Origin of the sequence: Rahnella perminowiae, assembly GCF_019049755.1 — a bacterium.
Classification (GTDB): domain Bacteria; phylum Pseudomonadota; class Gammaproteobacteria; order Enterobacterales; family Enterobacteriaceae; genus Rahnella; species Rahnella perminowiae.
In genome coordinates, this window is sequence record NZ_JAFMOS010000531.1 from 1 (window position 1) to 15,537 (window position 15,537).

Here is a 15,537-nt window from a genome sequence, read left to right on the forward strand (position 1 = left end):
GGCATACGATACTGGCGGTTTTAAGCCGGCTTCCGAAAGGGGAATTACGCTTTCTGCATCTCCTGATGCACCGCAATATAACGCTCAAACTTCGCCGGTTTCGCAAAGCTCGGAGTCTTGTTTATACAGCGCCGGAATGCCGCCCCCGACTATTTAATGACTTCATTTTTTATTTTCTGAGCACTTTCCTGATCTCTGCGCCTCTGTGATCATAATATCGGCTCGGCCAGATTTGCGCAGGCACCAGGCCAAGTGCTTCTGCAATCAATAATTCGCCTTTCGGCCATGGGCGGGAAAGTGCGTTGGACAGTGTAGAGGAAGATAAACCTGCGGCGCGTGAAACGGCGGCAAGTGTGGTGCCTTTTTTACGTAGCCCGGCGATGATATCGGCGGAATGCCAATCTTCATATTGGTAGGTTTTCATTGCACACCTCCCCAAATGTGCGGGCTCGTTGAGCAATCGGGGAACGGTAGAAAGGTAGGATTATGAGAAACATGTTTCATGTTGCTTGTCCAAGTTAAGCAGTGATTACTACCCCTAAGAAGAGCTGCAATACTCTTTTGGGTGGTAGCCCAGACGGAGATTGCAGTACCGGCTTGGACCCCGGTCTGACCGAAGTCAGCCCCGCCTGAGCCACCATAGAACATCAGATAATTTCCGACGGATGTGACAAGGCTGCAACAGAGGATAGCTATATATTATCGCACTGTTGTTTTCCAAGCCGGGCTGCAATTCCCGGACTGCGGATGTGCCGCAGCCCGGGAATAATACAGTAACGACTGATCGCCTGCCAAACATCAAATCAAGAAGTTGCGTGATGCCTTCCTATAAATTTTCATGCATTGCATGCGTTTCATTTATCTGATGCACCGCAATATAACGCTCAAACTTCGCCGGTTTTAGCTGGCTGAGATCCACCAGCACTAACCCGTCGATACAGTTATTGAATTCAGGATCGCTGCCGAAATCAATGAACTGCACGCCGCCGGTTTCGCAAAGTTCGGAATATTGTTTATACAACGCCGGAATGCTGCAGCCGAGATTTGCCAGCAGGCGTTTCAGGCGTTGCAAATCTTCCTGATAATCATCGCCGCAAAACTGGGCTAACACGTCGGGCAACGACGCCGGATAGGGGCGCCGGGATGTCGCCAGCGGTAAGGCCGGAGAGAAATACAGGCGGTAAAACGCGACCAGTAAATCACGGGCGGGCAGCGGCATCCCGCCGGAAATCGATACCGGTCCGAACAGGTAGCGTGTCTGCGGATATTTCGCCAGATACGCCCCGATACCGAGCCACAGATAATCCAGCCCGCGTTTACCCCAGTAGGCGGGCTGAATAAAGCTGCGCCCGAGTTCGATACCCTGCGCCAGAATCGGGTCCATCTGATGGCCGTACTGAAACAGGCTCTGGCTGTAGATCCCGTTCAGTCCTTTGCTGGCGACTTGTTCTGCGGTCGGGATAAACCGGTATGCGCCGACAATTTCCAGCGCCTGCGGATCCCATAAAACCAGATGATAGTAATCGTCATCGTAGCCGTCGAGATCACGACGGCGTCCGCTGCCTTCCCCAACGGCGCGGAACGCAATTTCGCGTAGGCGCCCCAGCTCGCGCAAAATCGGCACAGTGTCTTCACCGTGGCGGCGATACAGGTAAATCATTTTGCCATCCGGCGTTTTGCCCAGCACTTCGCTGGCTTCCAGGGCGTGTTTCAAGACTGCACGGTCTTCCGCGCGGGCAATCGACGTCTCGGTATGGAACAAACCCGGTTTGCCGGCGCCGAGGCGGTAAAGATGTTTACGAAAACGCGCCGCCAGATCGCCCGCCTGCATTTGTCCGTCGTGCCAGCTGGTATAAGGAATGCGCGCCCCGATTTTAAGCGTCAGGCTATTGCCACGCTGACCAAACATTTCATGCACCAGTAAAAGCGTACTGAACGGGCGGTAAATCATGGAGCTGATATAAAACAGCATGCTGTTACTGCCGCTGATATGCACCGGTACGACCGGCGCACGGGCTTTGGCGGCGAGGCGGATAAAACCGGTGTGCCATTTTCCGTCGCGCACACCTTTCGAACTCATGCGCGAGACTTCGCCCGCCGGGAAGACAATCAGCACGCCCTGATTTTCCAGATGTTCCTGCATCTGAGTGACCTGATTGCGTCGTGTGCGATTGCCCATATTATCCACCGGGATCATCAGGCTGCCGAGTGAGGACACCAGTGACAGCAACTGATTTGCCACCACTTTGACATCCGGACGCACCGACGCCACCGCATGCAATATCGCCAGTCCATCCAGCGTGCCAATCGGATGATTCGCCACGATAACCACCGGGCCGTAGCTCGGGATCTGCTCCCGGTCGCGCTCTGTCAGTTCACAGCGGATATTAAAATGCTCAAGCACCTGCTCGGCCATATCAATGCCTTTCAGGTGCGGATACTGATCGGCAAAACGGTGGAATTCTTTTTCGCGGAACAGGATTTTTAACAGACGGCGTTGCCAGGAAGGGGTTTTATGCTGCGGGTCGAGATCCTGAAACAGGGTATCCATGCTGAACATAGGATGTCCTCCGGTTGAAGTCTACCGACCATAATCAGCGCGCATGACAGTGATGTGTCACTTTGATGGCAGTACCGGGAAGCCTGAGTAAAACAGCGGTTCAATTTGTTGCGAAAGGACGCTATTACTAATAAAGTCAAATATTCCTTTACGGCTTCGTAACATGCCTGAACCCTCTTTTCGTGAGATGCAAATTTCCATGCCTGACGCTGCTTCGCCTGATTTAACGGCCACCCATCCGGCAAAGACCACGCTGCGAATTCTCTCCATTCTGGTATTTAATTTTGCCAATTATCTGACCATCGGCCTGCCGCTGGCGATCCTGCCGGGTTATGTGCACGAGCATCTCGGTTACAGCGCCTTCTGGGCGGGACTGGTGATCAGCCTGCAATATTTCGCGACGTTGCTGAGCCGTCCGTATGCCGGGCGTTATGCGGATAAAGTCGGGCCAAAAAGGGTGGTGATGTTCGGGCTGAGCGGCTGTCTGCTCAGCGGCGTGTGCTATCTGCTGGCGCTGGGATTTGACGCCGCGCCGGCGGTCAGTCTGGCGTTATTATGTCTCGGCCGCGTGATGTTGGGTGTCGGACAAAGTTTTGCCGGAACCGGTTCAACACTGTGGGGGATCAGCGTGGTCGGCTCCCTGCATATCGGCAAAGTGATTTCATGGAGCGGAGTGGTGACGTACGGCGCGATGGCGATTGGCGCCCCGCTTGGCGTACTGATTTTCAGTTTCGGCGGCCTGACGCTGTTGTCGGTGTGCATCATGCTGGTGGCGCTGACGGCACTGGTCACCGCGTGGCGCAAGCCGCCGGTGGTCGCGAAAGCCTCAACGCAAATCCCGTTCCGGCAGGTGCTGGGGAAAATATTGCCTTATGGCATGATGCTGGCGCTGGCCTCGACCGGGTTTGGCGTGATTGCCACCTTTATCACCCTGTTTTACGCCGCGAAAGGTTGGCCGGGCGCAGCGTTTTCCCTGACATTTTTCAGTGTGGCGTTTGTCGGTATGCGGCTGTTATTACCCAACAGTATCAACCGTTTTGGCGGATTACGCGTAGCGCTGGTGTGTTTTGTGGTGGAAATTATCGGGCTGATGATGGTGTTTCTCGCCCCGACAGCGTGGGCAGCGATGGCCGGTGCTTTCATTACCGGCGTAGGCTTTTCGCTGGTGTATCCGGCGCTGGGCGTGGTGGCAGTCAAAAAGTTGCCGCCGGAAAATCAGGGCAGCGCACTGGCGACTTATTCGGCATTTCTTGATTTATCACTGGGGATTACCGGCCCGCTGGCCGGAATGCTGATGGCACAGGCCGGGATTGATGCGATTTATCCTGGCTCGGCGTTACTGGTGCTGATGGCAATGGCGCTGGTAGTGCGGTTGCTGTTACGTCAGCCCGCACATGAAACCAGCGCCTCTGCCGGTTAAGCCGGCTGCGGGATGCGGCGGATGCGGCCCATGTGCAGCGTATCCACCAGCTCGCCGTCGCGCATTGCGTAGCTCGGGCTAAGGCCTTCAACGCTGAAACCGAACTTTTTATACAGCCCGATTGCGGCATCATTATCGGCATAAACCGTCAGCTCGACGCGGATCACGTGCAGCCATTTGTCACACAACTCAAGGGCGGCGGCAATCAGCTTGCTGCCGACGCCTCTTCCCTGAAATTGTGTATCCACACCAATGCCGAAAGTTGCCACATGGCGGCGTCGCCAGGGCTGCTCGACCATCAGGGTGAGGTTGCCCACCAGTTTGCCGTCGATGCACGCCACCAGCGCAAACCGACCCGGTGTGGCATTAGCAAGCCTGTCTGCCCATAGCGTGGCAGATGGATAAGGGAGTTGTAGCGTGTCGCTGTAAACAGGAACCTGAGCGTATAGGTGATGAAGCGCCTCTGCATCTGCGGCTTCAGCGTGACGAATGACTATTTCGCTCATGGCGACACTCCTCTTATGGTGGTTACCGTTTGAATATCCACCAGATTTATCAGGATTAGGAAAAGTGTCAATCGAATGTTGGATAAAAATAAAGCTTTACAAGTGCGAATGATAATGATTATTATTGCCATGCGTTCCGGGGATGGCCTCACACCAAGGTCAAACGGGTCCCCATGAATGCACGACATTGCTCACATTGCTTCCAGTATTACTTAGCCAGCCGGGTGCTGGCTTTTTTTTCTTCATATTTTGAGCTGTGGATGCGTTGGCTGCGTTCGCTCACCCCGGTCACATACTTGTGTATGCTCCCGGGGATTTGCTCGCTGGCCGCCTTTCCACAACTCAAACTATTTCGAAAAACCTTTCATATTTCTGGCGAGCCTGTTTCAGGCAAAAATCATATTCTGCTGCCATATTACCCGTTCTCCGGCGGGAGGCTGTGCAATGACAGCGCTGCCGGACAGGCGGTTGTTAAGAAACATCAATGAACCGGCGGGCTGTGAGGTGAAAGCAGTGAAATCCAATGTAGCCTGCACCATCGTCGAGGAAAGAATATCAATTTGCTTCGCCCCAGTGCCGGAAAGGACGAAACCGGCCTGATTAAACTGTGATGCCTGAACCGACAGCGTGCAGGATTTCAGGGTGAGCGGTGCAAATTCTGTGGTGGCATTAAACGTACAGCGGACAAAATTCAGCGGCGCGGTGCTGTCAAAAGCCTGCCCGTTGATGTCGTTAAATACTGTATCGGTAAAGGTGAGGGCGGCGGTGACGTTGCTTTGTACTACCGGTGCGCCGTCCTCCGGCAGGGAAAACTGGCACTGACGGATGACATTCGGGCGCGCAGCGCGTTGCGATGCCTGACTGATAATCAGCGTGCGGTCAGCGGTACAGCCGGTCATCTGCAAACCGTCGGCATTCACCCACAACATCCCGGACTGCGGGATAGTGTCGTTAGCCATCACCACAACATCTTCCAGCGTGAGTTCACTCACGCCGGTGCGTGCGACAAACCACGGGCAGACGTGTTTACGTACATTGATACGTTTGGCGCTGCCTCCCCAGGTCGCACCGGAATTGGCAAAAGTCATCAGGCCTGAGTTGCCGGTATAGGTGAGATCATGTTCGTACTGACCGTGGGTCACAAACGGCCCTTTTTCCGCGCTTTGTCCGCTTGCATGACAATTTTCGACCAGACAATACGCCGACGCCGTGAAATCATTTAAATGCCGCGCGTTGGCGACGCTGCAATCACTGACCTGGCCGTAAAGACAATAGATTTGCTGGGTCAGGTATCCGGCACCGCCAAAAGCTGTGTTCGGCGGATTGATGAGAGAACATTGCTTCGTAAGATAATGGGTATTCCAGCGGCGCATTACCACCGGCCAGAAGGAGCCCGTCGAATGGATACCTTCGACGTTGGCATACACCGCGTATTCAAACGCCACCGGATGGCTACCGGTGATCTGATCAGCACCCGCCCCAAAGAACTGTATATTTTTGACGGTGACGAATTTGACCGGTTCGACTTTCTGCCAGCTGATTATCCTGCCGGCCAGCAATTCCCAGCCGTTGTAATAATCAATCTGAATATGTGTGCTGTCAGGAATGGCGATAATTTCCACCAGCTTTTGCAGTTCCCGTTCTGCCGCGCCTTTCACCGCCGTCACCTGAACCGCATACCAGTCGCCCACCTGAAAAACTGACGAATCCGCTACCGGGAAAATATCTGTTTGCTCCTGTAACGTTTCCGTCTGCGTGAAGGTGACAGGCATGCTGGTCACCGTGCCCTGGAAAAACAGCACAGCAGCAAAGGGGTCATTGGCCGGTGCGCTGGCAATGCCTGTGGTGAAAATTCGGTTGTTCTGGAAATCCAGAACGAGGTCTGAACGTGAGAAGCGATGACGGCGCTGAAAGAGCAAATCTGAAAAAGCGAAGATCTGGCTGATGGCCGGGTCATTGACTAATGCATCCAGCGCATCGTCGGCGGGTTGATCAGCATTGAGAATACCGAAAGTGCGGAAATCGCCCACGCCCTGATGGATAAGCAGCCAGCGTCCAGTGTCCGAGTGGTCAGAACGGATGACGGTGCCGTTATTGGCGGGCAGAACGCAGTTTTTGTCCCAGTAATAATGGCCGCCACCGCCGTCACCGGCCTGAAAATAACCATTAACGAAGACATTATGATCTTGCCGTAATTTATAATCCTTCAGTGCCGATATACGATTTAACGTTTTCATGGGCGGATCCTTTTAAGGCTCAGGGTGAGCTTTTTTACTTTGTTATATCTCCGTATTTTTAACCACAATATGCGGCCCTGTACGGCCTGGCACAACGGATGTGGTATTTATTATGATATTGTTCTGTTCAATAAAATAAGACGGACGGGAAAATGCCTTATCTGTGAATAACCGCTTACCGTGCGTGAATATCACGTGATGCGCCTGATAATGATTAATACCGCCGGTGATCCCTTCGATTAACTTGCAGCGCTTAATCATGATAATTTCCGGGAACAGAAGTCACATTAATTTACCTTAAGGAATTTATTCTTTGAGTATTGTACGGATAGGCAATTAAGCAACCGGCATAAGAACATTTGCCTCATCTCCCACAAATCCTTTGGATTGAACCGCCTGCATTTGTTCATATTTTTTGAACAGAGGAGTGAAGTTTTTACGCTTTCTTATTCTCAGCCGTTGACTAGACTAAAGAAAACATTGAGGAGAGTTGAACATGATCTACTTACGACAGGCACAAGAACGCGGTCACGCCAGTCACGGCTGGCTCGAAAGCTGGCACACTTTCTCTTTCGCCGATTATTACGATGCGCAATTCATGGGGTTCTCCGCATTGCGGGTGATTAATGAAGACTTCATCGATGAAGGGCAGGGATTTGGTAAGCATCCGCATAAAGACATGGAAATTCTGACCTATGTGCTGGAAGGCACCGTGGAACATCAGGACAGCATGGGCAATAAAGAACAAATCCAGGCCGGTGAGTTCCAGATTATGAGCGCCGGTACCGGGGTGACGCACTCTGAGTACAACGGTAACAGCGACCGTAAGCTGCACCTGTATCAGATCTGGATTATTCCAAATCAGAAAGGGCTGGAACCGCGTTACGAACAGCGCATGTTCGATGCGCCGCAGGGCCGCCAGTTAGTGCTTTCACCGGATGCCCGCGAGGGTTCGCTGAAGGTGTTCCAGGATATGGAGTTGTCCCGCTGGGCACTGAAAAAAGATGAGCAGTCGGTTTACCAGATACAAGCTGATCGCCGCGTGTGGATCCAGGTGGTAAAAGGCACCGTTTCCATCAACGGTAAGAAAGCCGGGCAGAGTGATGCGCTGGCTGTCTGGGATGAAACGGCATTGTCCGTTCATGCAGATGAAGACAGCGAAATCTTGCTGTTCGATCTGCCGCCAGTCTGAGGATTCATGGTTATTAAGGCGACTCCGGTCGCCTTTTTCTTTTGTATCAATGCAGCTCTCTCCCTTAGCCTCTTTCCCCGCTTTTGCATTGTTTAATTTTGCGCTTCGTGACGCCATTCACACCTGCAACAAATCCCCCGTCAAAATTTTGAGCCTGTTCGCACATCGAGGGTATAGCGATGGAAACCGGTTTCCATAACACCTCAAATACCCTCAGCAGGTTAAAACGGGCAGAACATAAATCATCGTGGAGTGAAGCAAAATGAAAAGAATCATGCTTTGTTGTTCAGCGGGGATGTCGACCAGTTTGTTAGTGCGGAAGATGAAAGAAGTGGCGGCGGAACGCGGAGAAGAGGTGCAGATTGACGCATTCGGTGCCAGCGAGTTTGATGAAAAATTCCGTGATTATCAGGTGGTGCTGCTCGGTCCGCAGGTGCGTTACATGCAGGCTGATTTATCTGCCAGAGCGGCAGAATTCAACATTCCGGTCGAGACCATCAACATGATGGATTATGGCATGCAGCGCGGTGATAACGTGCTCGACTTTGCCTTTGGTCTGATCGCACAGGAAGGAAGCCGCGTATGAGTGGCCTCTATCAGGCGATGGTTAACGTCATCGAAAAACATATCACGCCACTGGCCGGCAGTGTCGGTCAGCAGCGGCATGTGATTGCCATCCGCGATGGCTTTATCGCAGCACTGCCATTTATGATTATTGGCTCGTTCATGCTGGTCTTTATCTTCCCGCCTTTCTCGCCGGACACGACCATGAGCTTCGCGCGCGGCTGGCTGGACTTGTCGCTGAAATACCGTGAACAACTGATGTTGCCGTGGTATCTGAGCATGGGCGTCATGACGTTTTTCATTTCGGTAGGTATCGGTGCAAGCCTCGGTAAGCACTATAAGCTTGACCCGATCATGACCGGTTTACTGGCATTTATGGCGTTTCTGCTGGTGGCCGCGCCGTATCATGACAAACAAATCTCCACGCAATATTTTTCCGGCGAAGGTATCTTCACCGCCATTCTGACAGCGATTTATGCCGCTGAAGTGTATGCGTTGCTCAAACGTCGCAACATCACCATCCGCCTGCCGAAAGAAGTGCCGACTGGTGTGGCACGTTCATTTGAAATTCTGATCCCGGTGGTGGTGATTGTCGCCACGCTGCATCCGCTGAATCTCTTTATTCAGTCCACCACCGGCATGATTATTCCTGAAGCCATCATGCATTTGCTGGCACCGTTGGTCTCTGCATCGGATTCGCTGCCGGCGATTTTAATTTCAGTATTTATTTGCCAGGTGCTGTGGTTTGCAGGGATTCATGGCGCACTGATTGTCACTGGCATCATGAACCCGTTCTGGATGACCAATCTGGCGCTTAACCAGACGGCGTTACAGGCCGGTGCGCCATTGCCACATATTTACCTGCAAGGATTTTGGGATCACTATCTGTTGATTGGTGGCGTAGGGTCGACCTTACCGCTGGCGATTCTCTTGCTGTGCAGCAAGGCCGTGCATCTGCGTACTATTGGCCGGATGGGGGTGGTACCGAGCTTCTTCAACATTAACGAACCTATCCTGTTCGGCACGCCGATTATCATGAATCCGGTATTCTTCCTGCCGTTTACGCTGGTGCCGATGCTGAATGCTATTTTTGCTTACACCGCCACAAAACTCGGCTGGGTCGCGCAAGTGGTCTCGCTCACACCCTGGACAACACCTGCACCGATTGGTGCGTCATGGGCCGCAAACTGGGCATTCAGTCCGGTAATTATGTGCCTGTTCTGTATGGTGTTATCAGCCGTTATGTACTACCCGTTCCTGAAAGCCTATGAACGTACGTTGCTGAAACAGGAAGCGGAAAAAGCCACGGCACAAACGGCGGGCAATGCCGTGCCGGCAAACAGTTAAATATCAGTTAAAACGTACAGCTAACGGACAGCGAGGATAACGATGAAATACGCATTTCCAAAAGAATTCTGGTGGGGCAGTGCCAGTTCGGCGCCACAAACCGAAGGTGAATCCCTGAGCCACGGGAAAAGTGCCACGGTGTGGGATCACTGGTATTCACAGCAGCCAACACGCTTTCACAATGACGTCGGCCCGCAGGATACTTCAACGTTTTATAAAAACTGGCGCGAGGATATCGCGCTGCTGAAACAGCTGAATCACAACACCTTCCGCACGTCGATTTCCTGGGCACGTTTAATTCCCAACGGACGTGGCGACGTGAATCAGGAAGCGGTCACGTTTTATAATCAGGTGATCGACGAAATGCTGGCGCAGGGTGTGCAGCCGTTTATCAATCTGTTCCACTTCGATATGCCGATGGCGATGCAGGAAATCGGCGGCTGGGAAAACCGCGACGTGGTGCAGGCGTATGCAAAATACGCCGATACCTGTTTTGAACTGTTTGGTGACCGGGTCAAGCATTGGTTTACGTTCAACGAACCGGTGGTGCCGGTGGAAGGGGGTTATCTGTATGATTTCCATTATCCGAATGTGGTGGATTTCAAACGTGCCGCCACCGTGGCGTATCACACCATGCTGGCGCATTCCCTGGCGGTAAAAGCTTATCGCGCCCGTGATCCCGGTGGCGAAATCGGTATCATTCTTAACCTCACGCCGTCTTATCCACGTTCGCAGAATCCGGCTGATCTGAAAGCCGCGAATATTGCTGATCTGATGTTTAACCGCAGTTTCCTTGATCCGGCGCTGCGAGGTGAATATCCGCAGGAACTGGTGGAATTGCTGGAAAAACACGGTCAACTCCCGGCCTGTCAGCAGGGCGATAAAGAACTGCTGCAACAGGGCGTGGTAGATTTGCTCGGCATTAACTATTACCAGCCGCGCCGCATTCAGTGCCGCGACAGTATGGTTAATCCTGAAAGTCCGTTTATGCCGGAATGGTTCTTTGATAACTACGTCATGCCGGGGCGTAAAATGAACCCGCATCGTGGCTGGGAAATCTATGAGCAGGGCATTTACGATATTCTGACTAATCTGCGGGAAAACTACGGTAATCCGCGCTGTTTCATTTCCGAAAACGGCATGGGTGTGGAAAATGAACTGCGCTTTGAACAGGCAGGGCGGATTGATGATGATTACCGCATCGAATTTGTCAGCGGGCACCTGAAATGGTTGCACCGTGCCTTACAGGAAGGCAGCGGTTGTCTCGGCTATCACATGTGGACATTTATTGACTGCTGGTCATGGATGAATGCCTATAAAAACCGGTATGGTTTCATCCAGCTGGATCTGGAAACGCAGAAACGCACGGTGAAGAAAAGCGGCGAATGGTTCGCGGCAGTTTCTAAAAATAACGGTTTCGATTAACACAAGGAAAGACATGGCAAACATTAACGACGTTTCGCGGCTGGCGAAGGTGTCGAAAGCGACGGTGTCCCGTGTCCTGAGTGGCAGCCGCGGTGTCAAAGAAGAAAGCCGCCTGGCTGTGATGCAGGCGGTTGAAACACTGCAATACAAGCCAAGTGTGATTGCGCAGTCGCTGTCCACGCAGTCCACCGGTTGTATCGGGGTCATTTGCGCGACCGAAAACATCAATCAGTCGACCGGTTATCTCCACGCGCTGGAAAAAGAACTGCGGCTGAATCAGAAGTATCTGCTGCTGCGTTTTGCCACCGACGCGGCAAGTCTCAGGCATTCTGTGGACGAGATTGGCCGCGGCCTGTGCGATGCGATGATTGTGATCGGCGCACGCTTTCCTTTGCCAGCGCTGCCCGACAACGTCATTACCATTGATTGTCTGGATGCGGATTCTGCACGCAGTATTCATTTTGACCGCAGCTTTGCGGCCGAAACCGCCTGTCAGTATGTGCTGAAACAAGGGCGCAGACAGATTGCCCTGATTAACCCGGAAAATGATGATACGGCAGGTCAAATCCTGCAGGGATATCATCTGGCGCTGGAGAAATTCCTGCTGCCTTACGACCGCCGGCTGGTTCACAGCGGCTCACATGCACTGACGCAACTGCTGGCACAGAATGTGCCGTTCAATGCCCTGCTGGTGCCGGATGACTCGTCGGCACAGGACGCACTTCGTCAGCTGATGCATCACGGGCGCACTGTGCCGGGAAACGTGATGGTGTTTAGCCTCGACAGTACGTTGCCGCCGGGTGTTTCTGCCGTTCCGGCCATTGCCTATCCGCTGGAAACGCTGGCACAACGGGCGATGGCGCTGCTGACCGGCCAGTTTTCCGCCAACATCAGCGCGCCGGTTCGCGGCCAGCTCTCTTTACCTTCCTGACAAACCTCTCATGTCGCGCAGCAACGGATATCCGCCTGCGCGAATGTTTGCTAACATCACTCTCTGATCCTTTAACCTTTTCAGCGGCACCATCTCATTGATGAATATGAAGAAAAAAAGACCCGTACTCCAGGATGTTGCCGACAAAGTGGGCGTCACAAAAATGACGGTCAGCCGCTATTTGCGTAATCCTGAACAGGTTTCCGGCGCGTTGCAGGAAAAAATTTCAGCAGCACTCGATGAGCTGGGTTACATCCCCAACCGCGCCCCTGACATTCTTTCTAACGCTAAAAGTCGCGCTATCGGCGTGCTGCTGCCGTCACTGACCAATCAGGTGTTTGCGGAAGTGCTGCGCGGCATTGAAAGCGTGACCGATATTCATGGCTATCAGACCATGCTGGCGCACTACGGATACAGCCAGGAACGTGAAGAACAGCGTCTGACCTCGTTACTCTCCTACAATATCGACGGACTGATTTTGTCCGAGCGGCATCACACCGCGCGTACGCTGAAGATGATCGAAGTAGCCGGTATTCCGGTGGTAGAGATGATGGATTGCGTATCGCCTTGCGTGGATCTGGCGGTCGGTTTCAACAACTTTGAAGCCGCACGGCAGATGACCCAGCAAATTATCGCGCGCGGGCATCGTCATGTGGTGTATTTCGGCGCACGTCAGGACGAACGTACCCTTATTAAACAGCAGGGTTACGAGCAGGCGATGCGTGAATCCGGTCTGGAGCCTTACAGTGTGATGACCAGCCGCTCTTCCAGTTACAGTGGTGGTGCTGAGTTATTGCGACAGGCGCAAAAAGACTGGCCACAAATCGACAGTATTTTCTGTACCAACGATGACCTTGCGGCAGGTGCATTCTTTGAATGTCAGCGTCAGGGACTGAAAATTCCTTCACAAATGGCGATTGCCGGTTTTCATGGACACAACATGGGACAAACGATGGAGCCACCGCTCGCCAGCGTCCTGACGCCACGTGAAAAAATGGGGCAAATCTCCGCCGAACGCCTGCTGGCGAGACTTCGCGGCGAAGAAGTGGTGCCGAGAATGGTGGATGTAGGGTTTACGATTTCTGCGGGCGGAAGTATCTGATTTCTTTGCGCCTTCCCCTCTCTCGAGGGGATGGCTGGGATGGGGTGTTGGTTTTGCGGATGACAGCGCTGCCATTAAGCCCCCCTCCCGACTTCCCCGGTCTAAACATCCCCCTTCGCAGGGGAAAGTCTTACTTCTGTACCGTCTTCAAAGCCGCGATACAGCGATCCACCACACCTTCAAACTTGTGATCGATATTTACGCGCAACACGTCCGGCTCGTCTTCGCCGGGTTCTTCGAGTGCTTCAAACTGGCTGCGCAGCAAATCGGTCGGCATGAAGTGTCCGGCGCGTGCTTTCAGACGTTCGGCAATCACCTCAAAACTGCCTTTCATGTAAATAAATACCATGCCTTCGTTGTCTTTACGCAGGGCGTCGCGGTAACGGCGCTTCAGTGCGGAACAGACAATGATGCCGGTTTCATTTTTATGGCGCAGGCTGTAAGCCGCGTCGTTGAGGCGTAATAACCATGGTGCACGATCATCGTCGTTCAGTGGCGTGCCGCTGGCCATCTTTTCAATATTGGCGCGGGGATGAAGATCATCGCCGTCGATAAATTTCGCGTTAATTTCACGGGCCAGTGCCGCGCCGACGGTGGATTTACCGCTGCCTGACACGCCCATCAGAATGATGCTTTGTCCTGCCATAAGTATGATCTCTATCCCAAAATGAACATTTTGACTGCGTAGTGAGTCCTAATATTAGCATGTTACCGGTATCATGATACCGGTAACAAATGGAGATGTGACTAATATCACAAAGGAATGCACTGCTGTTTTAGCGGTCGCGGTCTGTACCCGTTGCACTGTTAATTCCTACAACATCTTGAAAACTAAAAATAATGCGTCACCCGGTTTTTAGCCATACCTGAGTGACAGCATAAGGGGAAGAATATGCCATTAGTTATTGTAGCGGTGGGTGTCGCACTGCTGTTGTTACTTATGATCCGATTTAAGCTTAATGGCTTCATTGCACTGATTCTTGTCGCGCTGGCGGTGGGGATTATGCAGGGAATGCCGGTCGATAAAGTTATCACCTCAATCAAAAACGGGGTGGGTGGCACGCTTGGCAGTCTTGCGCTGATCATGGGCTTCGGTGCCATGCTCGGTAAAATGCTGGCGGATTGCGGTGGTGCACAACGTATCGCGACCACCCTTATCGAAAAGTTTGGCCGTGAGCACATTCAGTGGGCGATTGTGCTGACAGGTTTCATCGTCGGGTTTGCCCTGTTCTATGAGGTTGGCTTCGTGCTGATGTTGCCACTGGTCTTCACTGTGGCGGCGGCAGCGCGTCTGCCTTTGCTGTATGTCGGCGTTCCGATGGCGGCCGCGTTATCCGTCACACACGGATTCCTGCCTCCGCACCCTGGCCCGACGGCAATTGCGACGATTTTCCATGCGGATATGGGCAAAACGCTGTTGTTTGGCTCACTGCTGGCGGTGCCGACCGTTATTCTGGCCGGTCCTGTGTATGCGCGTTTCCTGAAAGGTATCGACAAACCGGTGCCGGAAGGTCTGTTTAACCCGAAAACCTTCACGGAAGAAGAGATGCCGGGCTTTGGCGTCAGTGTCGCCACCTCCCTGGTGCCGGTCATTCTGATGGCGTTTCGCGCGCTCTGCGAAATGATCCTGCCGAAAGGCCATCCGGTGCTGGCGTATGCTGAATTCTTCGGCGACCCGGTGATGGCAACGCTGATTGCGGTGCTGATCGCTATCTTCACCTTTGGTCTGAACCGTGGCCGCAAGATGGAAGATGTGATGGCGACTGTGACCGACTCCATCAAAATCATCGCGATGATGTTGTTAATTATCGGCGGTGGCGGGGCGTTCAAACAGGTGCTGGTGGACAGCGGTATTGAAAAATACATCGCGGCTCTGATGCACGGCAGCAACCTGTCGCCAATCCTGCTGGCCTGGTCTATCGCAGCGGTTCTGCGTATCGCGTTGGGTTCTGCCACCGTGGCCGCGATTACGGCGGGCGGTATTGCCGCACCACTGATCGCCACGACCGGCGTCAGTCCTGAACTGATGGTGATCGCCGTCGGTTCCGGCAGCGTGATTTTCTCGCACGTCAACGATCCGGGCTTCTGGCTGTTCAAGGAATATTTCAACCTGAGCATTGTCGAAACCTTCAAATCCTGGTCGGTGCTGGAAACCATCATTTCCCTGTGCGGTCTGGCGGGATGCCTGCTGCTGTCGATGGTCGTCTGAAGGCAAACGGATAGCGTAAAAAAGGCGAGCCAGATGGCTCGCCT

13 protein-coding genes are annotated in these 15,537 nt (G+C 53.1%); 8 read left to right on the forward strand and 5 right to left on the reverse strand.

The features are described 5' to 3' along the window. Positions 1-169: 169 nt before the first annotated feature. Positions 170-424: a helix-turn-helix domain-containing protein gene (locus tag J1785_RS12135; RefSeq protein ID WP_129953855.1), complete on the reverse strand. Its 255-nt coding sequence runs from the start codon at positions 422-424 to the stop codon at positions 170-172. Between the two features lie 402 nt (positions 425-826). Beyond that, positions 827-2,560, reverse strand: coding sequence for a bifunctional ornithine lipid synthase OlsF (olsF, locus tag J1785_RS12140; protein WP_129953854.1), 1,734 nt, complete (start codon positions 2,558-2,560; stop codon positions 827-829). Between the two features lie 199 nt (positions 2,561-2,759). Here olsF and J1785_RS12145 point away from each other — a divergent pair, with 199 nt between their 5' ends. Beyond that, positions 2,760-3,980, forward strand: coding sequence for an MFS transporter (locus J1785_RS12145; protein ID WP_217158420.1), 1,221 nt, complete (start codon positions 2,760-2,762; stop codon positions 3,978-3,980). Here the strand turns inward: J1785_RS12145 and J1785_RS12150 are convergent. Beyond that, positions 3,977-4,486 (reverse strand): GNAT family N-acetyltransferase, encoded by a 510-nt coding sequence (locus tag J1785_RS12150; RefSeq protein WP_129953853.1) that lies wholly within the window; start codon positions 4,484-4,486, stop codon positions 3,977-3,979. The two genes, J1785_RS12145 and J1785_RS12150, sit on opposite strands and share 4 nt — an antisense overlap. Before the next feature lie 386 nt (positions 4,487-4,872). Next, entirely contained in the window at positions 4,873-6,723 is a 1,851-nt protein-coding gene (locus tag J1785_RS12155; protein WP_217219487.1) for a hypothetical protein, read from the reverse strand. Positions 6,724-7,219: 496 nt separating this feature from the next. Between J1785_RS12155 and J1785_RS12160 the strand changes: the two genes are divergently transcribed. From J1785_RS12160 to gntR, 6 genes are all read left to right on the forward strand, one after another. Then, entirely contained in the window at positions 7,220-7,915 is a 696-nt protein-coding gene (locus J1785_RS12160) for a pirin family protein (RefSeq protein ID WP_129991481.1), read from the forward strand. Positions 7,916-8,177: 262 nt separating this feature from the next. Next, entirely contained in the window at positions 8,178-8,501 is a 324-nt protein-coding gene (locus J1785_RS12165) for a PTS sugar transporter subunit IIB (RefSeq protein ID WP_014333474.1), read from the forward strand. After that, complete coding sequence (locus J1785_RS12170; RefSeq protein ID WP_129953849.1) at positions 8,498-9,826, forward strand: PTS sugar transporter subunit IIC; 1,329 nt, start codon at positions 8,498-8,500, stop codon at positions 9,824-9,826. Before J1785_RS12165 ends, J1785_RS12170 begins: the two co-directional genes overlap by 4 nt. Positions 9,827-9,868: 42 nt before the next feature. After that, entirely contained in the window at positions 9,869-11,251 is a 1,383-nt protein-coding gene (locus J1785_RS12175; RefSeq protein WP_217219488.1) for a glycoside hydrolase family 1 protein, read from the forward strand. A 13-nt stretch (positions 11,252-11,264) separates the two neighbouring features. Then, positions 11,265-12,182, forward strand: a complete 918-nt coding sequence (locus J1785_RS12180) for a LacI family DNA-binding transcriptional regulator (protein ID WP_129991479.1) — start codon at positions 11,265-11,267, stop codon at positions 12,180-12,182. Positions 12,183-12,288: 106 nt separating this feature from the next. Further along, positions 12,289-13,284 carry a gluconate operon transcriptional repressor GntR gene (gene gntR, locus J1785_RS12185; protein ID WP_129954170.1) on the forward strand — a complete coding sequence of 332 codons (996 nt, stop codon included), beginning with the start codon at positions 12,289-12,291 and terminating at the stop codon, positions 13,282-13,284. A gap of 130 nt (positions 13,285-13,414) precedes the next feature. On the opposite strand, the gene J1785_RS12190 is transcribed toward gntR, so the two are convergent. Beyond that, a complete protein-coding gene (locus tag J1785_RS12190; RefSeq protein WP_129953846.1) occupies positions 13,415-13,930 on the reverse strand; it encodes a gluconokinase in 516 nt (171 codons plus the stop codon). Between the two features lie 246 nt (positions 13,931-14,176). On the opposite strand from J1785_RS12190, the gene gntT reads away from it, so the two are divergent. Next, entirely contained in the window at positions 14,177-15,493 is a 1,317-nt protein-coding gene (gntT, locus tag J1785_RS12195) for a gluconate transporter (RefSeq protein ID WP_129953845.1), read from the forward strand. The last annotated feature ends 44 nt before the right edge of the window (positions 15,494-15,537 follow it).

Excerpts from the sequence above, each read along its gene's own strand:
- J1785_RS12135 (WP_129953855.1), bottom strand. The coding sequence starts at position 424 with ATGAAAACCTACCAATATGAAGATTGGCATTCCGCCGATATCATCGCC.
- olsF (WP_129953854.1), bottom strand. The coding sequence starts at position 2,560 with ATGTTCAGCATGGATACCCTGTTTCAGGATCTCGACCCGCAGCATAAA.
- J1785_RS12145 (WP_217158420.1), top strand. The coding sequence starts at position 2,760 with ATGCCTGACGCTGCTTCGCCTGATTTAACGGCCACCCATCCGGCAAAG.
- J1785_RS12150 (WP_129953853.1), bottom strand. The coding sequence starts at position 4,486 with ATGAGCGAAATAGTCATTCGTCACGCTGAAGCCGCAGATGCAGAGGCG.
- J1785_RS12155 (WP_217219487.1), bottom strand. The coding sequence starts at position 6,723 with ATGAAAACGTTAAATCGTATATCGGCACTGAAGGATTATAAATTACGG.
- J1785_RS12160 (WP_129991481.1), top strand. The coding sequence starts at position 7,220 with ATGATCTACTTACGACAGGCACAAGAACGCGGTCACGCCAGTCACGGC.
- J1785_RS12165 (WP_014333474.1), top strand. The coding sequence starts at position 8,178 with ATGAAAAGAATCATGCTTTGTTGTTCAGCGGGGATGTCGACCAGTTTG.
- J1785_RS12170 (WP_129953849.1), top strand. The coding sequence starts at position 8,498 with ATGAGTGGCCTCTATCAGGCGATGGTTAACGTCATCGAAAAACATATC.
- J1785_RS12175 (WP_217219488.1), top strand. The coding sequence starts at position 9,869 with ATGAAATACGCATTTCCAAAAGAATTCTGGTGGGGCAGTGCCAGTTCG.
- J1785_RS12180 (WP_129991479.1), top strand. The coding sequence starts at position 11,265 with ATGGCAAACATTAACGACGTTTCGCGGCTGGCGAAGGTGTCGAAAGCG.
- gntR (WP_129954170.1), top strand. The coding sequence starts at position 12,289 with ATGAAGAAAAAAAGACCCGTACTCCAGGATGTTGCCGACAAAGTGGGC.
- J1785_RS12190 (WP_129953846.1), bottom strand. The coding sequence starts at position 13,930 with ATGGCAGGACAAAGCATCATTCTGATGGGCGTGTCAGGCAGCGGTAAA.
- gntT (WP_129953845.1), top strand. The coding sequence starts at position 14,177 with ATGCCATTAGTTATTGTAGCGGTGGGTGTCGCACTGCTGTTGTTACTT.